Origin of the sequence: Streptomyces sp. NPDC127119 (assembly GCF_042677425.1) — a bacterium.
Lineage (GTDB): Bacteria > Actinomycetota > Actinomycetes > Streptomycetales > Streptomycetaceae > Streptomyces.
The window spans coordinates 1-20,166 of the sequence record NZ_JBHXTO010000062.1 but is presented as its reverse complement, the minus strand read 5'-3'; the positions used below and the strand labels follow the sequence as shown (position 1 = coordinate 20,166).

The window sequence follows — 20,166 nt, the reverse complement described above, 5'->3', positions numbered from 1 at the left end:
TTGTACTCATGACCCGCGCCGCTGTGCTGCCCGCCGTCGGGGCCCCACTGGAGATCACCGAGATCGACCTGCCCGAGCCCGGCCCGGGGCAGGTGCGGATCCGCCTCGCCGCCGCCGGGGTGTGCCACTCCGACCTCTCACTGACCAACGGCACCATGCGGCTGCCGGTGCCCGCCGTGCTCGGCCATGAGGGAGCGGGGACCGTCGTCTCCGTCGGCCCCGGGGTCGACCGTGTCGCACCCGGTGACGAGGTGGTCCTCAACTGGGCCCCCTCCTGCGGGAGTTGCCACGCCTGCGCACTGGGCGAGGTGTGGCTGTGCGCCAACGCGCTGGCCGGGGCCGCGAACGTCTACGCCCACCGTTCCTCCGACGGGACGGATCTCCACCCCGGCCTGAACGTCGCCGCGTTCGCCGAGGAGACGGTGGTGGCCGCCGACTGCGTACTCCCGGCGCCGGCCGGTATCCCGCTGGCGGACGCGGCCCTGCTCGGCTGCGCCGTCCTCACCGGCTACGGAGCCGTCCACTACTCGGCCCAGGTCCGCCCCGGTGAGACGGTCGCGGTCTTCGGCGTCGGCGGCGTGGGACTCGCGGCGATCCAGGCCGCGCGTATCGCCGGTGCCTCCACCGTCGTGGCGGTGGACGTGTCGTCGGAGAAGGAGTCCCTGGCCCGCGCGGCCGGGGCCACCGAGTACGTGATCGCCTCGGACGGCACCGCCCGTGAGATCCGCGGACTCACCGGCAAGCAGGGCGTGGACGTGGCCGTGGAGTGCGCGGGCCGCGCCGTCACGATCCGTACCGCGTGGGAGTCCACCCGCCGCGGCGGCCGTACGACGGTCGTCGGCATCGGCGGCAAGGACCAGCAGGTCACCTTCAACGCCCTGGAGATCTTCCACTGGGGCCGCACGCTCGCCGGCTGCGTGTACGGGAACTCCGACCCCGCCCGCGACCTGCCGATCCTCGCCGAACACGTCCGGGCGGGACGGCTGGACCTGAGCGCCCTCGTCACGGAACGGATCGCCCTGGACGGCATCCCGTCGGCGTTCGACAACATGCTGGCGGGCAAGGGCGGACGGGCGCTGGTGATGTTCTAGGGAGACGGGGGCCCGGCCCCTTGTCGGGGCTTGCTGCCGGATTGTGGCTCGGGAGTCGTGGCGGGAGCTTGCGTGGCGGGAGCGGTTGTCGCGGTCGCCCCGGGCCGGGGTCCGGACCGCGACACCGCCACTCCCGCGAGACACACCAGTCCACCGACGAGCGTGATCCAGCCCGGCACCTCGTCGAGCACCACCCACGACATCAGCACCACCAGCGCGGGCACCGCGTACGTCGTGGCGCCCATCCGCCCCGCCGTCGTACGCGCCAGTGCGAACGCCCACGTGGTGAAGGCGAGCGCGGTCGGGAAGACGCCCAGATACAACATGTTGAGGGTCGCGGACAGCGGGGCGTCCCGGGCGTCGGAGACCAGATGCCCGGCGAACGGCAGACAGGCCACCGCGCCGATCACACACCCGTACGTCGTCACCTGGAGCGCGGAACCGTGCCGCAGGGCCGGTTTCTGGGCGACCACACCGCCCGCGTACGCGACCGCGGCGAGCAGGCAGAGCAGTACGCCGAGCACGGAGGCGCTGCCCTCGCCCGACATGGACAGTCCGACGACCGCCGCGCCCACGAAGGAGACGCCCATCCCGGCGAGCAGCCGCGACGGCAGCCCTTCCTTGAGCAGCCAGCCGGCGAGCAGGGCCATGATCAGCGGTCCGATGTTCACCACGAGGGCGGCGGTGCCCGCGTCGACCTTCTGCTCGCCCCAGTTGAGGACGACCATGTACAGGCCGAACCAGAGCAGCCCGGACACCACGATCCCGGGCCACGCGGCCCGCGCGGGAAGCCCTTCCCCGCGTACCAGGCAGATCGCTCCGAGGACCAGCGCTCCGGCGAGCAGCCGGCCCAGCGCCAGCGCGCCGGGGGAGTAGGCCTCACCGGCGCTGCGGATGGAGACGAAGGCGGAGGCCCACAGCAGCACGGTTGCGCTGGCCGCTGTGGTGGCGAGGGGGTCTGGCCTGCGGCCGGCGGGGAGGGGGGTCATCACGTTCCAGAGGGTAGGTGGGGTGGTGGGAAAGGGCTCGCGGGTTTCGGACGGGATGCTCCGCGGGGTGGCGTCGATGGATGTCCGCGGGCCCGGTGGGGGCTGGTCGCGCAGTTCCCCGCGCCCCTGAAAGACGGGGCTGCGCCCCTGTCTTTCATGCGCCGCTGGACGATGGGGCCGTGCCCCGGGCTCTCATTGCGGCGCTGGAGGGCGGGTGGTCAGTGCAGGGATTCCGGGGGGATGCCCAGGAGGTGTGCGAGTGCCTGTTCGCCGGTTGTCGTGACCTTTACTGCTCGTTCCGAGCCGATGCGTACGCACCAGTTGGTGGTCAGGGCGTGGTGGCAGAGTGCGGCGCCCGCGATGCCCGCCAGGTGGGGGCGGCGTTCCGTCCAGTCGAGGCAGGCGCGGGCGAGCGGGCGGCGGCCGGTGCGTACGAGGGGGATGCCGACGTCCTCGAACCAGGCCACGCCCTCGTCCGTGAGCGCGAAACCGGTGTCCTGGCGGAGCAGTCCGAGGCCGGTGAGCGCGTCGGTGACGGCGATGCCGAGGCGGCCGGCCAGATGGTCGTAGCAGGTGCGGCCCCGGGCCATCGCACTGCCGGCGCCCGCCTCGCGCAGCGTGCGTGGCTGTACGGCCGCCGCCGGTGAGACCTGGGCGGCCAGGTCCTCCACGAGCTGGGCGACCCGGGCGTCGGCCAGCCGTACGTACCGGTGCCGCCCCTGTCGTTCCTCGGTGAGCAGCCCGCCCGCCACCAGCTTGTCCAGGTGCTCGCTGGCCGTCGACGGGGCGATCCCGGCGTGCCGTGCCAGCTCCCCGGCGGTCCAGGCCCGCCCGTCGAGCAGCGCCAGCAGAAACCCGGCCCGCGTCTCATCGGCGACAAGGGAGGCAAGGGCGGCGAGCCCGGCGGCCCCGGTACGCGCCCCGCTGCGTGAGGAGGTCATAGGCCCAGCATGAGCGCCCCACACTTCGGCCACCGCCGAAGCTTCCAGGGGCGCGGGGAGCCTTGAGGGGCGCGGGGAACTGCGCGCCTGGCCCCCACCGGCCCGCAGCCGTGGCTCCGCCTACTCTCGCAACCGCGCGTACTGCGAGGCCAACCCCTCCAGCAACGCGCTGAGCCCCGTCTCGAACGCCCGCTCGTCGATCTTCTCCTGCTGATCGGCAAGAAGATGCGCCTGCCCGAGATGCGGATAGTCCGCAGGGTCGTACGCCGTCTCGTCGTCCACGAACCCCCCGGCGAACGACGACAGCGCGGACCCCATCACGAAGTACCGCATCAACGCCCCGATGGACGTCGCCTGCGCCGCCGGCCACCCCGCGGCGACCATCCCCCCGAACACCGCGTCCGCGAGCCGCAGCCCGGCCGGCCGCCGTCCGGGCCCCCGGGCCAGCACGGGAACGATGTTGGGGTGATCGCGCAGAGCGGCCCGGTAGGAGACCGCCCAGTCGTGCAGCGCGGTCCGCCAGTCCCGTCCGTCCTCGAACATCGACAGGTCGACCTGTGCGCTCACGGAGTCCGCGACGGCCTCCAGGATCTGGTCCTTCGTACGGAAGTGGTTGTACAGCGACGGCCCGCTCACCCCCAGCTCGGCCGCCAGCCGACGCGTGGAGACGGCGGCGAGCCCCTCCGCGTCCACCAGGGTCCGGGCCGCCGCGACGATGCGGTCGGTGCTGAGGAGGGGCTTGCGCGGTCGGGCCATGGCCCACATAGTAGGGCTGCGGATCAGAAACTAGCAGTGCTAATTAAAAGCAGGGGTTGATCACAGTGAACCTGGAACTCGGCGAGGAGCAGACCGCCGTCCGACGGCTGGCCAGGGACTTCGTCGCGCGCGAGATCACCCCGAACGTGATCGCCTGGGACCGCGCGGAGGACGTCGACCGCTCGATCGTCAAGAAGCTCGGCGAGGTCGGCTTCCTCGGCCTCACGATCGACGAGGAGTACGGCGGCTCCGGCGGCGACCACCTCGCGTACTGCCTGGTGACGGAGGAACTGGGCCGCGGCGACTCCTCGGTCCGCGGCATCGTCTCGGTCTCGCTCGGACTCGTCGCCAAGACCATCGCGTCCTGGGGGACCGAGGAACAGAAGCGGCAGTGGCTGCCGGGGCTCACCTCCGGCGGATACGTCGGCTGCTTCGGCCTCACCGAACCGGGCACCGGCTCCGACGCGGGCAACCTGTCCACGAAGGCGGTGCGCGACGGCGACACGTACGTCGTCAACGGCGGCAAGACCTTCATCACCAACGGCACCTGGGCGGACGTCGTCCTGCTCTTCGCCCGCTCGACCGACGCACCCGGCCACAAGGGCGTCTCGGCCTTCCTCGTACCGGCCGACACCCCCGGGCTGACCCGCCGCACCATCCACGGCAAGCTCGGACTGCGCGGCCAGGCCACCGCGGAACTGACCCTGGAGGACGTCCGCGTACCCGCCTCGGCGATGCTCGGCCCCGAGGGCAAGGGCTTCTCCGTCGCCATGTCCGCGCTGGCCAAGGGCCGGATGTCGGTGGCCGCCGGCTGCGTGGGCATCGCCCAGGCGGCGCTGGACGCCGCCGTGACGTACGCGACCGAGCGCGAGCAGTTCGGCAAGGTCATCGCCCGCCACCAGCTCGTACAGGAACTGCTCAGCGACATCGCCGTGGACGTCGACGCCGCCCGGCTGCTCACCTGGCGCGTCGCGGATCTCGTCGACCGCGGGGAGCCGTTCGCCACCGAGTCCTCGAAGGCCAAGCTCTTCGCCTCGGAAGCCGCGGTGCGCGCCGCGAACAACGCGCTCCAGGTCTTCGGCGGGTACGGCTACATCGACGAGTACCCCGTCGGGAAGCTGCTGCGCGACGCGCGGGTCATGACGCTCTACGAAGGCACCAGTCAGATACAGAAGCTGGTCATCGGCCGCGCGGTGACGGGCGTCTCGGCGTTCTGAGCAAGCGACTTGAGTACGCGATGTGAGTACGTGCGCGGATGTGGTTCCGGCCGCCCGCGCCGACTCTGGTCGCATGAGTGAGACACAGGTCAAGCAGCAGTCCACCGCCGCGTTCTACGGGCAGGCGGTGCTCTCGTTCGCCGTCGCCGTCATCGCCACCGCCATCGGCATCTTCAAACTGGAGGCCGACACCTGGGTGCGCGCCTTCCTCGGGATCGCCGTGCTGTACCTCGTGACCTCGGCGTTCACCCTCGCCAAGGTGATCCGGGACCGGCAGGAGGCCGGGCAGATCGTCAGCCGCGTCGACCAGGCCCGCCTGGAGAAGCTCCTGGCCGAACACGACCCCTTCGACAAGCTGTGAGGCCATGCCCCTCTGAGCGGGCACTCTAAGCGCTCGCTCAGTATCGGGGGTATGGTGTTCGTTCTGTCACTGGAAGGGGCGAACGAGCGATGAGTACGGCGGAGGAGACGGCCGGCGGCGAACTGCAGCCGTGGGCCGAGGTCACCCCTGACGCGGCCAGGCGGCTGCTCGTCGCCGCGGTGGAGGCCTTCGCCGAGCGCGGGTACCACGCGACGACGACCCGTGACATCGCGGGCCGGGCGGGGATGAGTCCGGCCGCGCTCTACATCCACTACAAGACCAAGGAAGAACTGCTCCACCGGATCAGCAGGATCGGCCACGAGAAGGCCCTCGACATCCTGCGGACCGCGGGCGCGCGGGAGGGGAGCCCGGCCGAGCGGCTCGCCGACGCGGTGAGCTCCTTCGTCCGGTGGCACGCGGGTGGGCGCACCACCGCGCGGGTCGTGCAGTACGAGCTGGACTCGCTCGGCGCCGATGCCCGTGCGGAGATCATCGGTCTGCGGCGCCAGGTCGATGCGGAGGTGCGCGCGATCATCGAGGACGGGGTGGCGGCGGGGGATTTCGACGTTCCCGACGTGCCGGGGACCACGCTTGCGGTGCTGTCCCTGTGCATCGATGTGGCGCGCTGGTTCAACGTGAACGGGCCGCGTACGCCGGAGATGGTCGGTGACCTGTACGCGGACCTGGTCCTGCGCATGGTCGGGGCGCCGCACGCCTAGGGCTGCCGCCGGTCGCATTCACCTGCGGGTTCGGTGGGGGCTGATCGCGCAGTTCCCCGCGCCCCCAAAAACCGACGCTGTCTGCGGCCCCGTCGTGGCCGGCCGCGCAGTTCCCCGCGCCCCTCTCCGGCCGGGGCTACGCCCGGCCGGAGGGGCACCCGCACCACCCGTTTTCAGCGGCACGAGAAGCCCCCACCGCCCCCGCAGACAACGTCTGCTTTCAGGGGTGCGAGGAACGGCGCGCCCAGCCCCCACCGAACCCGCAGACAGCGTCCGCTTTTAGGGGCGCGGGGAACTGCGCGGCCAGCCCCCACCGGGCCCGCAGGTACCCACCCCGCCCGCCGCCACCACCACCCCCCGGGTCAGAAGTAGTAGCGGGACACAGACTCAGCCACACACACCGGCTTCTCCCCGCCCTCGCGTTCCACGGCGAAGCCGACAGACACCTGCACCCCACCCGTCACCTCGTCGACCGCCGTGATCTTCGCGGTGGCCCGCAGCCGCGACCCCACCGGCACCGGAGCCGGGAAACGGACCTTGTTCGTCCCGTAGTTGACGCCCATCTTCACGCCCTCGACCGAGATCAGCTGAGGCCCGAAGAGCGGCAGCAGCGACAACGTCAGATACCCATGGGCGATCGTCGTCCCGAAGGGACCGCTCGCCGCCTTCTCCGGGTCCACGTGGATCCACTGGTGGTCACCCGTCGCCTCGGCGAACAGATCGATCCGCTTCTGATCGACCTCCACCCAGTCGCTGTACCCCAACTGCTCACCCACCGCCGCCTTCAGTTCGTCGGCGGACGCGAAGATCCTCGGCTCTGCCATGTCCCTGGCCTTTCCCGTCGCTGCGTGCGTGCGTCTCTGAGAGATATTCCTAAGCAACTGCTTAGCATGGTCGCAGTGAGGTTCCCTGTCAACGGACCGCGAGGGTGACCGGCTGGGTAGGGTTCGAGGGGTGCCCCAGATTCCCGAGAAGATCCATGAACTCACGGTCGGCCAGCTGTCGGCCCGCAGTGGAGCCGCCGTCTCGGCCCTGCACTTCTACGAGTCCAAGGGCCTGATCAGCAGCCGCCGCACCGCGGGCAACCAGCGCCGTTACCACCGTGACGCCCTGCGCCGGGTCGCCTTCGTACGGGCCGCGCAGCGCGTCGGCATCCCGCTGGCCACGATCCGTGACGCCCTCGCGGAACTCCCCGAGGAGCGCACGCCCACCCGCGAGGACTGGGCCCGGCTCTCGGAGGCCTGGCGTTCGGAACTCGACGAGCGCATCAAGCAGTTGGGCCGTCTGCGGGACCATCTCACGGACTGCATCGGCTGCGGCTGCCTCTCCCTGGAGAACTGCGTCCTGTCCAACCCCGACGACGTCTTCGGCGAGCGGCAGAGCGGCTCCCGCCTCATGGTGGAACGCGGCGGACAACGCGCACGCCGGACCGCGGAGCGTGAGCCCGAGGAGCGGCCGGAGCCCGGAGGCTGCCGCTGAGACGGCTCCCGGGCCCCGCCACCCGGGCGCCCGAACCCTCCGGCGCACCGGAAGCCCCCGTCACTCGTACTCCGTGCCGCCCTTGCGTGTCAGATACGCCGGGCTGACCGCCTTCGCGACGGCCCGGCCACCCGTCACCGGGCTGTACCGCTCGGTGACGGGCCGGATCACGACCCCCTCGCGCAGATGGATCCCCTGCCCCGAGACGGTCTCGCGGCCGGAGGCGAACTCCAGCACCCGTCCGATGTCGTACGGGCCCGTGAACAGCGCTGGTACGAGCGGCAGTTCGCCGGTGAGCAGGTCCGCCGCGTCCAGCCAGCGGACCTCGCCGTCGATCTCCGCGGACACGTCGAACACCGCGTACCCGAGGGTCTCGCGGCGGCCGTCGGCGCCGTACGTAAGGTCCTGGACGCCGGCCCCGTACACCTCGCCGAAAACGCCGACGCGGCGGGCTCCGAGCCGCTCGGCGAGCCGGGCCGCGACCGCCGCGACCCCGTGGCCGTGGACCGCGCGCCAGTAGAGGTTGCGCGGGTCCTCCTTCAGGGCCAGGCGTTTGGCGCCGAAGCCCTTCGAGGAGACCTGGACGCGGCCGTCCCCGGCGAAGTACGTGAGCAGGCAGGCCGTGCCGTGCAGCTTCTCGGTGAGGACCACTTCCTCGCCCGGGGTGAAGATGCCGGGATACCGCTGGATGTTCTCGATGTCGACCCAGGGCAGCAGGTCGGGGGCCGCCTCGATCTCGCCGTCCATGGTGGGCGGGACGGGCGGTACCCACTTGGTGACGCCCAGCCGTTCCGCGAAGTCCGTGCCGTCCGCGGCGGCCCGCGCCAGGTCCACACCGGCCAGTGCGCTGGGCCGGCAGACGATCCCCTGGGACAGCTCGCCGCGCAGCCGGACCGCCTTCACCCGGTCCGAGGCGCTGCCCGCGAGGCGCCCGGTGAGCCCCAGCTCCGCTATGAGTTCCTGCGGCAGCACGGACTGCTCGGGGATGTAGACGGCGCTCTCGCCGGTGCGGTACGCACCCTTGGCGACCACGGCCCGGTACAGGCCCACCTGGGCCAGTTCGAGCGCGTCGGCGTTCGGATGCTCGTGGACGGTCAGTACTTCGGCGGTGACGCGCAGCGTCGACATGGTGGGGCTCCCCGGGGTCTCACATGATGCTCAGCCTGGTCTCATCGCCTCCAACTGTGCGGACGGGAAAGGGGTGGAGCGACGGGTTTTTGGGCTGCTACGGCCGCCGGTTCCGCGGGTGCCGGAGCAGTGCCTCCGTCACCAACTCGGCGTTGGACGCGGCCCGTCGGCCGTCGGGGAGCGTCAGCGTGTCCTCCAGGCCGATGCGGGTCGCCAGGCCGAGGCGCGCGGCGAGGTCCAGTACGGGCCAGGTGCCGCCCTCCTCGCCGTGCAGCAGGACGGGGCGGCCGTGCGCGGTGCCGAGGGCGGTCAGCAGCCGGCGGGCCGTGTCCTCGGCCGTGTCCGGATCCGGGTCCGTCACCTCCGCGAGGACGCGCAGCACCCGGGGGCCCAGCGGTGACGCCGCGAACCGCGCGGCCCCGTCCGTGCCGGACCAGATGCCCGCCTCGACGCCCACGCCCCGCGCCAGGAGCGCCGCGGCGACCTCCTCGGCGCCCGGCTCGTGCCAGTTGACCGATGCGTGGTCGGGCAGGACGCTCCACTCATGGACGCGCGCGACGCGGGCCGCGGGGTCGGGCTCGGCCCAGGCGCCGGTGGTCACTCCGACGGGAACGTCCACCTGTGACCTGATGTCGTCCAGGGTCGCCGCAACCGCCTTCGCCGACAGCGTGTCTTCTCCACAAGGGGACTTGGGATGCACATGGATGTCCGACGCCCCGGCCGCGACGGCCTCCGCCGCGGAGCCGGCCATCGCTTTCGGCGACAACGGCACGAGTGCTCCGTCGCCGGACCCGCGTCCCCCGTTCACACAGACCTGGACCATGCCCCCGATGGTGCCAGGCCGCACCGACAACCGGAGATCGAAAGGGGAACGGGCGATGAGCCTGGCCATTTGCTCGCTCAAGTGGGAAGCCGCGCACACGGGGGCCCAGCGGATCACGTACGACAGTGACGGGTACCACCTCGTGCGCTTCCCGTACGTCTCGGGCGAGGAGCAGTACGACCGCTGGAGCATGCACGACCCGGGGAAGGGCGGTCCCGGCGCGTCGGCGTTTCCCGACGCCCGCTCGGGGCTGATCTGGCCGAGCCACGACGGCTGGGGCGTGCTGTCCGCGCTGGTCTTCTGGCAGCCGGACGCCGGCGGTCTCGAGTACCGGGCGCGCTTCGTGCGCGACCCGCTGAACCTCACGGCGGCGCGCTACGACTCGACGGCCACCTCCGACACGGCACCCACCCGGGGCGGCCAGTACCGGACCTACATGTGGCAGATGTTCGTCCACCCGGGCACGCCGGTCGGCCTGAAGGTGTCCGTGCGCGGCGCGCGGGACGCGAAGATCTCCGCGCCGCTGCTGTGCGCCGAGTTCAAGCTGGCCATCCACACCGACGTCAAGGTCCCGTAGGCATGTACCCGGGGGTGCGGTTCCTCCGGCGCACCCCCGGCCTTCGTTACCCCGCGACCGCCACGAGGAGGCGTCCCCGGCGGCATTCCGCCAGTGCCTCGGGGGTGAGGACGGGTCGGGGGACCACGATTCCGCAGGCCGTGCAGACGGGGCCGGAGGACGGTTCGTGGGCCAGGTCGTACTTCCAGACGAGGCGCTCGCCCGAGCAGACGGGGCAGACGGCGCCGGGTTCCCGCTCCAGGGCGGCGATCAGCCGGCGCAGCACCTCGGCGAGCGGCTCATGGGGGTGGATGCCGGGGTCGTCGCACCAGGCGACCCCGAAGCCGCCCCAGGTGAGCCGGTGCCAGTCGTCCACGCTGCCGGGGCTGCGCAGACCGTCGTGCTTCTCCTTCTTGCGGCGCTGGGCGAACCCGGCCTCGTAGGTGAGCCAGACGGAGCGGGCCGCCTCCAGTTCGTCCAGCGCGGCCACGAGCCGCACCGGATCGGGGGACCGGTCCTCGGGGTCGAACCCGGCCCGGGAGCACAGATGGTCCCAGGTCGCCCGGTGACCGTAAGGAGCGAACCTCTCAAGGCACTTGCGCAGTGAATAGCGCCGCAGTGCCAGATCGCTCCTCGGGTCGCGCACCTGTCTCGCCAGACTGCGGAATCCCGCCATCGCCCTGCACCTCCGTCACACCTGCACCTGTACTTCGGTCACTTCGGCGTCGTCGTAAGGACGTCGCCGAATAGACGTATCGACACGCGATTCGGCTCCATCTGTTTTTCGGCGACCGCCATAAAACCGCCATTCAGCCGGTTATCGGCCATCCGCAAGACGGTTGTCGGCCGTCTCTCGGGTCATTCCCGGCCGTCGTCCGGTGGCGGTCGGCGGCCCCGGTAGCCCCCGTCGGAGCCGCCGGCGCCAAAAGTGACGCATGTTCATCTTCTAACCCGGGGATACCGGCAGTAACATCCCGCCCACCCCCGTCGTGAGGAGTCAGCCATGCCCCGGCGTACCCCACGCACCATCCTCGACAGACTGAGAACTCCCCGCAGATTCCCCAAGTTCCTCATGGGTGCTTCGGTATGCGTTCTCATTGCCGGTCTTTTGACACCGCTTTCCCAGGCGATCGCCGCCGACACCCCCGCCGCCGCGGCGAACGACTACTGCGGCAGCCAGTGCTCCGACATTCTCCCCGCAGGTCAGAACGGCAACGCGACCCTCGCCGAGATCCTTCTCAACCAGGCTTTCGGCACCCAGCCCGCCCACGCGGACGATCAACTGGCGCCCTACGGCAATCTGGCATCCGGATATTCCGCGCTCACCGACGCCAAAATTAATGATTTCTTCAGGGACGCCTCGTTCGGGGTCCCCGCCGACCAGGTCGAGTCCACCCTGAAGCCCGCAGGGCGCACCGACGTGACGATCGTCCGCGACAAGAAGACCGGCGTGCCGCACATCACAGGCACCACCCGCTACGGAACCGAGTTCGGCGCCGGTTACGCCGCCGCCCAGGACCGGCTGTGGCTGATGGACGTCTTCCGGCACGTCGGACGCGGGCAGCTCACCCCCTTCGCGGGCGGCGCCGCCTCCAACCAGGGCCTGGAACAGGAGTTCTGGCGCCACGCCCCGTACACCGAGGCGGATCTGCAGGCGCAGATCGACAGCGCCGTCGCCGACAACGGGGCGCGCGGCCAGCAGGCGCTCGCCGACGTCCGGGCCTACCTGGCCGGCATCAACTCCTACATAGACGCCTCGGACAGCGGCCGCTACTTCCCCGGCGAGTACGTCCTGACCGGCCACAAGGACTCGATCACCAACGCCGGGACCATCGAACACTTCAAGGAGACCGACCTGGTCGCCCTGGCCTCCGTGATCGGCGCGCTCTTCGGCTCCGGGGGCGGCGGCGAGGTCAACAACGCCGTCTCCCTGCTCGCCGCCCAGTCCAAGTACGGCGTGGAGGAGGGCACCAAGGTCTGGGAGTCCTTCCGCGAGCGCAACGACCCCGAGGCCGTACTCACCGTCCACAACGGCGAGAGCTTCCCGTACGCCACCAGACCGGCCACCCCGCAGGGCGCCGCGCTGCCCACCGCGGGCACGGTGACCGAGGAACCTCTCGTCTACGACCGCACCGGCAGCGCGGCCACCGCCACGGCCACCGGAACGACCGCCTCGGCGACGGCGAGCGCCCTCAGCTCCGCGAGACGCGGCATGTCCAACGCCCTCGTGGTGAGCGGAAAATCCACCGCGAGCGGCCACCCCATCGCCGTCTTCGGACCCCAGACCGGCTATTTCGCGCCACAGCTGCTCATGCTCCAGGAGATCCAGGGCCCGGGCCTCAGCGCCCGCGGCGCCTCCTTCGCGGGCCTGAGCATGTACGTCGAACTCGGCCGCGGCCAGGACTACGCGTGGAGCGCCACGACCTCCGGCCAGGACATCATCGACACCTACGCGGTCGAGCTGTGCCAGGACGACACCCACTACCTGTACCGCGGCACCTGCACGGCCATGGCGAAGGTCGAGCAGACCAACGCCTGGAAGCCCACCACCGCCGACGGAACCGCCGCGGGCTCCTACCGGATGCAGGTCTGGCGCACCAAGTACGGCCCGGTCACGCACCGGGCCACGGTCGACGGCAAGAAGGTCGCCTACACCACCCTGCGCTCCTCCTACCTGCACGAGGCCGACTCGATCATCGGCTTCCAGATGCTCAACGACCCGGACTACGTGAAGAGCCCGCAGACCTTCCAGGCGGCGGTGCAGCACATCAACTACACCTTCAACTGGTTCTACGCCGACGCGCAGCACACCGCTTACTACAACAGCGGCGACAACCCCGTACGCGCCACCGGCGTCGACGCCGAGTTCCCGGTGTGGGCGCAGGCCGCGTACGAGTGGAAGAACTGGACGCCCACCACGAACACCGCCGACTACACCCCGGCCTCCGCCCACCCCAACTCCATCGACCAGGACTACTACATCTCCTGGAACAACAAGCAGGCCAAGGACTACACCACGGCTCCCTGGGGCAACGGCTCCGTCCACCGCGGCAACCTCCTGGAGGACCGGGTGAAGAAGCTGGTGACCGCGGGCGGGGTGACCAGGGCGTCGCTCACCAAGGCGATGGCCGACGCGGCACTGGCCGACCTGCGCGCCGAGGACGTCCTGCCCAAGCTGCTCCAGGTGATCAAGAGCTCGCCGGTCACCGACACGACGGCCGCGGCGGCCGTGACGAAACTGTCCGACTGGGTCACGGCGGGCGCCAGACGCAAGGAGACCTCCGCCGGTTCGAAGACCTACGCCAACGCCGACGCGATCCGCCTCCTCGACGCCTGGTGGCCCGCGCTGGTGAAGGCCGAGTTCGAACCCGGCCTCGGCAGCGACCTCTACACCGCGATGACCGCCAACCTCCCGGTGGACGAGGCCCCTTCGGCGGGCCACGGGCCCACCGGATCGCACGCCGGCAGCTCCTTCCAGTACGGCTGGTGGAGCTACGTCCACAAGGACATCCGGGCGGTGCTCGGCGAGTCCGTACAGGGCGGCCTCGCCAAGCCGTACTGCGGCGGCGGCACCCTCAGCGCCTGCCGGGACATCCTGATCGGCACGCTCAAGACGGCGGCGGGCCGGACCGCCGCCCAGGTCTACCCCGGCGACGACCTCTGCTCGGCGGGCGACCAGTGGTGCGCCGACTCGGTCAACCAGCGGACGCTGGGCGGCATCAAGCACGGAAAGATCAGCTGGCAGAACCGGCCGACCTACCAGCAGGTCGTGGAGTTCACCTCGCACCGGTGAGGTACACGCCGGTGAGGTGAGTACGTGGGTACTGGCGGCGGGTCAGCGGATGCGGCCCGCCGCCAGGACCACCTGGGCCAGTTCCCGGTGGCAGATGTCGCTGTGGGCGCCCGAGGGGGCGCCGCCGCGTCGCACCACCGCGGACGCGTCGATGTTCACGCATCCAGAAGCGGGCAGTTTCGCCCGCAGCGCGTCGGCGAGCGTGAACGCCTTCGTGCCGGACACCGCCTGCACCCCGTCGTGACCCAACGCCCCCCACCTGGCGCCGAGAAGCCGCGGGAGCGGGGGCAGCGAGAGGTCGGCGGCGGCCCGGTCGTCGCCCGCCGTCCGTGAGGCCAGCGGGTAGATCGTGCCGAGAGCCGAGTCGAAACGGGAGAAGCAGCAGACCAACGGGCCGTCGATACGGTCCTGTTGGCCGTGCAGCACACCGCTGTCCCGTACGTCGTGCGGGAGCCGCGCGGAGAACGCGTAGTGCGAGAAGGCCGCCTGGAGCAGCGTCACGGACTTCACGGTCCGCACTCCCTTGGGCAGCCCGCGCAGCGCGAACGACACCAGGCGCCCGCCGAAGCTGTGCCCCACGAGATGCACCCGCACCCCGGGTGCCGTCCGGGCGAGCCGCCCGACCAGCCGCCCGAGCCCGCGCTCGCCGACCGTGCCCGCACGGCGCTTCATCGCGAAGTACGTGGCCTGGCGCAGCAGTTCGTGTGCCCCGTCCCAGGCGCCCGCGAGGCGGGGCGCGGCCTGCGCCCGCTCGCTCCCGGATTCGGCGCCGCCCTCGTCGTCCGCCAGTGCCCGCGCGAACTCCCGGCAGGTCCGCGCGGTGTCCCCGAGGAACATCCGCGGATCGTTCGCGGCCTCGGCGGGGGACCCGGGCGGGGATCCGGACGGGGACCCGGAATCCGCCAGGGTGTCCGCGGCGAACGCGGCGCCCGGCGCCTCCGGCCGCAGCTCGACGAGCAGCCGCACCAGCCGCCCGTACTCCTCCAACGCGGTGTCGCCCTCGGGCTGTTGGTCGAGCATCCGGGCGATCTGGTCGATCAGGGTGGCCCGCCCGGGAAAGGCCGTCAGCAGGGCACTGCGGGTGCCCTTGTCGAGTGCCGGGCCCACGGACACGGCGGTGAGGCTCCGCGCGAAGTCGGGGATCGGCTCGTCGGTGAACCGCATCGACGGCCACAGCACGCCCACATATCCGAGGCGGGCGTTCGGTGCGAGAGCGGGGACGTGTTCGAAGAAGCGGCTGTAGAGCCGGGTCGCGGTCGGGCGGTCGTTGTTCCAGCCGTGCGCGAACACGATCAGGTCCTTGACACCCCGGTCCACCACCTCCCGGAGCAGCCGGTCGCGCTGCCGCGCGTCCACATCGCCGTCCGCGTCGAACGTCAGCTCCCAGTAGGGAGTCACGCCCACTTCAGGATCCGCCATGACAAGCCCCCTTCGGCCTCCGCAACCCGTGCGATGTGCACGTAATCGTCCCGCCGACCGGGGGAGTTGGCCAGGGTCCACGTCCACTCTGACCAGCCCGAACTCATGTCTCAGCGAAATCCGGAACGGGTGGTCCAGGATAGGGGATCCGATGCGGGTGAGACGCCACGGCCGGCGCCGGACGAGACGCCACGGGCGATCGGGGCGACCGTCTCAGCGGTACAGGAGGTACTCCTTGCGCACGCGGCGGAACGCGGCCAGTTCGTCCTGCCAGCCCGCCACGACCTCGTCGGCCGTCGCACCCGCGTCGATCATCGTGCGCACCAGCGTGGAGCCCGTCAGCTTGTCGATCCAGTTGTCCGGCCGCCAGGCGAACCCGCTCCAGACCTGCTTGGCGGTCACCAGCAGCGCGATCCCCGTGCGCACGGGGTCGTACGCGGCGCGGTCGTGGACGTGGAGCTGCACCCCGCCGACCGTCCTGCCCTGGAACTTCGAGAACGTGGGCGCGAAGTACGCCTCCCTGAAGTGCACGCCGGGCAGCCCGAGTCGTCCCGCCTCGGCGGCCCACCGCCGGTCGATGCCCTCCGCGCCGAGCAGCTCGAACGGACGGGTCGTGCCGCGCCCCTCCGACAGGTTCGTCCCCTCGAAGAGACAGGTGCCCGAGTACACGAGAGCGGTGTCGGGCGTCGGCATGTTCGGGCTCGGCGGCACCCACGGCAGCCCCGAGGCGTCGTAGAAGTCCGACCGCCGCCAGCCCGACATCAGGACGGTCTCCAGGGGCACCGGCTCGGTGAGGAACTCGCCGTTGAACAGCCGGGCCAGCTCCGCGACGGTCATCCCGTGCGCCTGCGCGATCGGCTCCCGGCCGACGAACGTCGCGAACTCCTTGTGCAGCACGGGCCCGTACGCGCCGCGGCCCGTCACCGGGTTCGGCCGGTCGAGCACCACGAAACGCTTGCCCGCGATCCTGGCCGCGTCCATGCAGTCGTACAGCGTCCAGATGTACGTGTAGAAGCGGGCGCCCGCGTCCTGGATGTCGAAGACGACCGTGTCCACACCGGAGGCCGTGAAGACGTCGGCCAGGGGCTGTCCGCTCTTGAGGTACGTGTCGTAGACCGGGAGGCCGGTCGCCGGGTCGTCGTAGCGGCCCTCGGAGCCGCCGGCCTGCGCGGTGCCGCGGAAGCCGTGCTCCGGGCCGAAGACGGCGACGAGGTTCACGTGGTCGTCGGCGTGCATCACGTCGACGATGTGGCGGGCGTCCCCGGTGATGCCTGTCGGGTTGGTGACGATCCCTACGCGCCTGCCGTCCAGGAGGGCGTAGTCGGTCGCGGCGAGACGGTCGAAGCCGGTCCGGAAACGGCGGGGTGCCGTTTCCCCGGCGGGGGCCGCCCCGGTCGCGGCCGTGGCCGGCGTTCCCGCGGAGATCGCCGCCGCGGTCGTGGTGGCGGCGAGGAGACTTCGTCTGGACAGGCGGTGCATGGGGCCTCCGTGGGGGGCGGAAGGGGGTTGCACTGGCATGTGCACGGTATGGCTTCCGCCGGTTGTTCGTAAGCTGCGGCGCCGCTGTGGCCGGCCGCGCCGTTCCCCGCGCCCCTTGGGGGCTGCGCCCCCTGAAAGCAAAAGACTGCGCCGTTCCCCGCGCCCCTTACGGGTCGCATACCGACCGGTTAGTCTGGTGGGAGCGGAGCATTGATGTCGTCGTGTCGAAGGAGACCGATGGTGGAAGCCATGCAGGATGCCGGAGTGGTCGTCACCGGAGCCGGCGGGGGGATCGGGGCCGCGCTGGCCCGGCGGTTCGCCGCCGCGGGGGCCCGGGTCGTGGTCAACGACCTGGACGCGGTGAAGGCCGCGGCCGTCGCCGAGGAGATCGGCGGGACCGCGGTCCCCGGCGACGCCTCCACGATCGTGGCCGACGCCCGGGACGCCCTCGGCGGCACCGTCGACGTCTACTGCGCCAACGCCGGGCTGCCCTCGGGTGGCTCCGAGGCGGCCCCCGCACGGGTCTGGGAGCTCGCCTGGGACGTGAACGTGATGGCGCACGTCCGTGCGGCCGAGGAACTGCTCCCGGCCTGGCTGGAGCGCGGCAGCGGCCGTTTCGTCTCCACCGTCTCGGCGGCCGGACTGCTCACCATGATCGGCGCGGCCCCGTACAGCGTCACCAAGCACGGCGCGTACGCCTTCGCCGAGTGGCTGTCGCTCACGTACCGCCACCGCGGTCTGAAGGTGCACGCGATCTGTCCGCAGGGCGTGCGCACCGACATGCTCGCGGGCACCGGCAGCGCGGGGGACCTCGTCCTGCTGCCCACCGCCATCGAGCCCGAGGCCGTCGCGGACGCCCTCTTCGCGGGGATCGAGGAGGACCGCTTCCTGATCCTTCCGCACCCCGAGGTCGCCGAGTACTACCGGGCGCGCGCCGCCGACCCCGAGCGCTGGCTGACGAACATGAACCACATCCAGCAGAAGTGGGAGGCCGACGGCCGATGACCACCACCTCCCTGTACGCGGCCCAGCCCTGGGTCGCCCTCCTGAACGAGGCGCAGCGCGGACCCGTCAGCCCCGACGACTCGCCCGTGCACGCCCTGCGCCGGGCCGTCGCCGAGACGCCCGACCGCGCCTTCCTCGCCTACTTCGACGGACGGCTCACCTACCGCGAGGTGGACGAACTGAGCGACTCGGTCGCCGGACACCTCGCCGAACGCGGTCTGGAACGCGGCGACCGGGTCGCCGTCCTGCTGCAGAACAGCCCGCTCTTCGTCCTCGCCGTCCTCGGCGCCTGGAAGGCCGGCGCGACCGTCCTGCCCGTCAACCCCATGTACAAGTCCGGCGAGGTGACCCACGTCCTGCGGGACGGCGAGGTCGCCGCGCTGATCTGCGCCGACCGGGCCTGGGAGTCGTATCTGCGCGACACGGCCGCCGACTCGCCCGTACGCATCGTGCTGACCGGCTGCGAACTGGACTTCCAGACGCGGGACGACGCGCGCGTGCTGACCTTCGAGCGGCTGCCGCAGGCGGCGGACGCCGACGACCTGACGGCCGTCGCGAAGGCCGGCCACAAGGCCCCGTCCGACCGCGACCGGGGCCCGGCGGACATCGCGCTGATCAGCTACACCTCGGGGACGAGCGGCGCTCCCAAGGGGGCCACCAACACGCACGGCAACGTCATGTACAACGCCGAGCGCCAGCGCACGGGCCTCGCCCTGCCCGAGGCGCCCGTGTACTTCGCGATGGCGCCGCTGTTCCACATCACCGGGATGGTCTGCCAGTTCCTCGCGTGTCTCAACAGCGGGGGCACACTCGTCCTCGCGTACCGCTTCGAGTCGGGTGTCGTCCTCGACGCGTTCGCCGAGCACCGGCCGCACTACACGGTCGGCCCGTCGACGGCCTTCATGGCGCTGGCCGCGCACCCGTCCGTCACGCCGGACCACTTCTCCTCCTTCGTGAACATCTCCTCCGGAGGCGCGCCGCTGCCGCCCGCGCTCGTCGAGAAGTTCCGGGCGGGCTTCGGGCCGTACATCCGCAACGGCTACGGACTCACCGAGTGCACCGCGCCCTGCGCCTCGGTGCCGCCCCACCTGGAGGCGCCCGTCGACCCGGCCTCCGGGACGCTCGCCGTCGGCCTGCCGGGACCGGACACGGTCGTACGCATCGTCGACGACCACGGCCAGGAGGTGCCGTTCGGGGAACAGGGCGAGATCCTCGTACGGGGCCCGCAGGTCGTGCCCGGTTACTGGCGGCGTCCCGAGGCCACCGCGGAGACCTTCCCGGACGGGGAACTGCGCACCGGCGACATCGGTTTCATCGACACGGACGGCTGGCTGTACGTCGTCGACCGCAAGAAGGACATGATCAACGCGTCCGGCTTCAAGGTGTGGCCGCGCGAGGTCGAGGACGTCCTGTACACCCACCCGGCCGTACGCGAGGCGGCCGTCGTCGGGGTGCCCGACGGGTACCGCGGCGAGACCGTCAAGGCGTACATCAGCCTGCGGCCCGGCGCGGCGGAGGACCCCGCCGCACTCGCCGCGTACTGCAAGGAGAGACTGGCCGCCTACAAGTACCCGCGCCAGGTGGAGATCCTGCCCGACCTGCCGAAGACGGCCAGTGGGAAGATCCTCCGGAGGGAACTGCGCTCACGCCCGCACGACGGCTCGTAGACAAACGCGGACGAACAAGGCGGGGTGCAACCGGAACGCCTTGAACGACCTCTACAACGTGAACAACACAAAGAACACTGGAAGGCAGGTGGCGGCAGTGCCCAGGACGACGGACGGGGACGGCACGCCCGTTCCGAGGCGGCTGCTGGCCGCCGCCACCCGGCTCTTCGCCGAGCGCGGCTACGACCGCACCTCGGTCCAGGAGATCGTCGAAGCGGCCGGTGTCACCAAGGGTGCGCTGTACCACTACTTCGGCTCCAAGGACGACCTGCTCCACGAGGTGTACGCGCGCGTGCTGCGGGTGCAGCAGGAGCGGCTCGACTCCTTCGCGGACGCCGACGCGCCGGTGGAGGAGCGGTTGCGGGGCGCCGCCGCCGACGTGGTCGTCACGACGATCGACAACCTCGACGACGCGTCGATCTTCTTCCGCTCGATGCACCATCTGAGCCCGGAGAAGAACAAGCAGGTACGGGCCGAGCGGCGGCGCTATCACGAGCGGTTCCGCGCGCTGATCGAGGAGGGCCAGCAGACGGGGGTCTTCTCGAAGAAGACCCCGGCGGACCTGGTCGTCGACTACCACTTCGGCTCGGTCCACCACCTGTCCACGTGGTACCGCCCTGACGGCCCCCTCACGCAACAGGAGGTCGCGGACCACTTGGCCGACCTGCTGTTGCGGGCGCTGCGACCGTAGGGGCGGGCGTACAGGATCGCGCAGTTCCCCGCGCCCCTGAGAGGCTCAGGGG

19 protein-coding genes are annotated in these 20,166 nt (G+C 71.3%); 10 read left to right on the top strand and 9 right to left on the bottom strand.

Going from position 1 to position 20,166, the window contains the following annotated elements:
* Nucleotides 1-8 precede the first annotated feature (8 nt).
* Complete coding sequence (locus tag ACFVH5_RS24530; protein ID WP_385835869.1) at nt 9-1,091, top strand: Zn-dependent alcohol dehydrogenase; 1,083 nt, start codon at nt 9-11, stop codon at nt 1,089-1,091.
* Here the strand turns inward: ACFVH5_RS24530 and ACFVH5_RS24525 are convergent.
* The 3 genes from ACFVH5_RS24525 to ACFVH5_RS24515 all read right to left on the bottom strand — a co-directional run bounded on the left by ACFVH5_RS24525 (nt 1,088) and on the right by ACFVH5_RS24515 (nt 3,777).
* Nucleotides 1,088-2,080, bottom strand: a complete 993-nt coding sequence (locus ACFVH5_RS24525) for a DMT family transporter (protein WP_385835892.1) — start codon at nt 2,078-2,080, stop codon at nt 1,088-1,090. The two genes, ACFVH5_RS24530 and ACFVH5_RS24525, sit on opposite strands and share 4 nt — an antisense overlap.
* 218 nt (nt 2,081-2,298) lie before the next feature.
* A complete protein-coding gene (locus ACFVH5_RS24520; protein ID WP_385835868.1) occupies nt 2,299-3,021 on the bottom strand; it encodes an ArsR/SmtB family transcription factor in 723 nt (240 codons plus the stop codon).
* Between the two features lie 120 nt (nt 3,022-3,141).
* Complete coding sequence (locus ACFVH5_RS24515; RefSeq protein ID WP_385835866.1) at nt 3,142-3,777, bottom strand: TetR/AcrR family transcriptional regulator; 636 nt, start codon at nt 3,775-3,777, stop codon at nt 3,142-3,144.
* Between the two features lie 65 nt (nt 3,778-3,842).
* Between ACFVH5_RS24515 and ACFVH5_RS24510 the strand changes: the two genes are divergently transcribed.
* From ACFVH5_RS24510 to ACFVH5_RS24500, 3 genes are all read left to right on the top strand, one after another.
* A complete protein-coding gene (locus ACFVH5_RS24510) occupies nt 3,843-4,994 on the top strand; it encodes an acyl-CoA dehydrogenase family protein (protein WP_385835890.1) in 1,152 nt (383 codons plus the stop codon).
* Between the two features lie 73 nt (nt 4,995-5,067).
* Entirely contained in the window at nt 5,068-5,355 is a 288-nt protein-coding gene (locus ACFVH5_RS24505; RefSeq protein WP_385835865.1) for a YiaA/YiaB family inner membrane protein, read from the top strand.
* Between the two features lie 89 nt (nt 5,356-5,444).
* Nucleotides 5,445-6,074: a TetR/AcrR family transcriptional regulator gene (locus tag ACFVH5_RS24500; RefSeq protein WP_384812809.1), complete on the top strand. Its 630-nt coding sequence runs from the start codon at nt 5,445-5,447 to the stop codon at nt 6,072-6,074.
* A gap of 362 nt (nt 6,075-6,436) precedes the next feature.
* Here the strand turns inward: ACFVH5_RS24500 and ACFVH5_RS24495 are convergent, their stop codons facing one another.
* A complete protein-coding gene (locus ACFVH5_RS24495; RefSeq protein WP_384812812.1) occupies nt 6,437-6,898 on the bottom strand; it encodes a MaoC family dehydratase in 462 nt (153 codons plus the stop codon).
* A gap of 130 nt (nt 6,899-7,028) precedes the next feature.
* Here ACFVH5_RS24495 and soxR point away from each other — a divergent pair, with 130 nt between their 5' ends.
* Nucleotides 7,029-7,553 carry a redox-sensitive transcriptional activator SoxR gene (gene soxR / locus ACFVH5_RS24490; protein WP_385835864.1) on the top strand — a complete coding sequence of 175 codons (525 nt, stop codon included), beginning with the start codon at nt 7,029-7,031 and terminating at the stop codon, nt 7,551-7,553.
* A 60-nt stretch (nt 7,554-7,613) separates the two neighbouring features.
* Here soxR and ACFVH5_RS24485 read toward each other — a convergent pair whose 3' ends face one another.
* Nucleotides 7,614-8,681, bottom strand: a complete 1,068-nt coding sequence (locus tag ACFVH5_RS24485) for an RNA ligase (ATP) (protein WP_385835862.1) — start codon at nt 8,679-8,681, stop codon at nt 7,614-7,616.
* 97 nt (nt 8,682-8,778) lie between these two features.
* Nucleotides 8,779-9,504 (bottom strand): 3-keto-5-aminohexanoate cleavage protein, encoded by a 726-nt coding sequence (locus tag ACFVH5_RS24480; protein ID WP_385835861.1) that lies wholly within the window; start codon nt 9,502-9,504, stop codon nt 8,779-8,781.
* Between the two features lie 55 nt (nt 9,505-9,559).
* Between ACFVH5_RS24480 and ACFVH5_RS24475 the strand changes: the two genes are divergently transcribed.
* Nucleotides 9,560-10,081, top strand: coding sequence for a hypothetical protein (locus ACFVH5_RS24475; RefSeq protein WP_385835859.1), 522 nt, complete (start codon nt 9,560-9,562; stop codon nt 10,079-10,081).
* A 46-nt stretch (nt 10,082-10,127) separates the two neighbouring features.
* Here ACFVH5_RS24475 and ACFVH5_RS24470 read toward each other — a convergent pair whose 3' ends face one another.
* A complete protein-coding gene (locus ACFVH5_RS24470; RefSeq protein WP_107021105.1) occupies nt 10,128-10,736 on the bottom strand; it encodes a hypothetical protein in 609 nt (202 codons plus the stop codon).
* Nucleotides 10,737-11,063: 327 nt separating this feature from the next.
* Between ACFVH5_RS24470 and ACFVH5_RS24465 the strand changes: the two genes are divergently transcribed.
* Entirely contained in the window at nt 11,064-13,853 is a 2,790-nt protein-coding gene (locus tag ACFVH5_RS24465) for a penicillin acylase family protein (RefSeq protein ID WP_385835857.1), read from the top strand.
* Between the two features lie 42 nt (nt 13,854-13,895).
* Here ACFVH5_RS24465 and ACFVH5_RS24460 read toward each other — a convergent pair whose 3' ends face one another.
* Together ACFVH5_RS24460 and ACFVH5_RS24455 are read right to left on the bottom strand one after the other, a co-directional pair.
* Complete coding sequence (locus ACFVH5_RS24460; protein WP_385835855.1) at nt 13,896-15,272, bottom strand: serine-threonine protein kinase; 1,377 nt, start codon at nt 15,270-15,272, stop codon at nt 13,896-13,898.
* A gap of 213 nt (nt 15,273-15,485) precedes the next feature.
* Entirely contained in the window at nt 15,486-16,751 is a 1,266-nt protein-coding gene (locus tag ACFVH5_RS24455) for an exo-beta-N-acetylmuramidase NamZ domain-containing protein (RefSeq protein WP_385835853.1), read from the bottom strand.
* A gap of 237 nt (nt 16,752-16,988) precedes the next feature.
* Here ACFVH5_RS24455 and ACFVH5_RS24450 point away from each other — a divergent pair, with 237 nt between their 5' ends.
* The 3 genes from ACFVH5_RS24450 (at nt 16,989) to ACFVH5_RS24440 (ending at nt 20,114) form a co-directional block, all read left to right on the top strand.
* The gene (locus tag ACFVH5_RS24450; protein WP_384812833.1) at nt 16,989-17,756 is read left to right on the top strand and encodes an SDR family NAD(P)-dependent oxidoreductase; all 768 of its coding nucleotides are present in this window, start codon (nt 16,989-16,991) and stop codon (nt 17,754-17,756) included.
* Nucleotides 17,753-19,423: a class I adenylate-forming enzyme family protein gene (locus ACFVH5_RS24445; protein ID WP_385835852.1), complete on the top strand. Its 1,671-nt coding sequence runs from the start codon at nt 17,753-17,755 to the stop codon at nt 19,421-19,423. Before ACFVH5_RS24450 ends, ACFVH5_RS24445 begins: the two co-directional genes overlap by 4 nt.
* A gap of 97 nt (nt 19,424-19,520) precedes the next feature.
* A complete protein-coding gene (locus ACFVH5_RS24440; protein WP_385835850.1) occupies nt 19,521-20,114 on the top strand; it encodes a TetR/AcrR family transcriptional regulator in 594 nt (197 codons plus the stop codon).
* Nucleotides 20,115-20,166 lie beyond the last annotated feature (52 nt).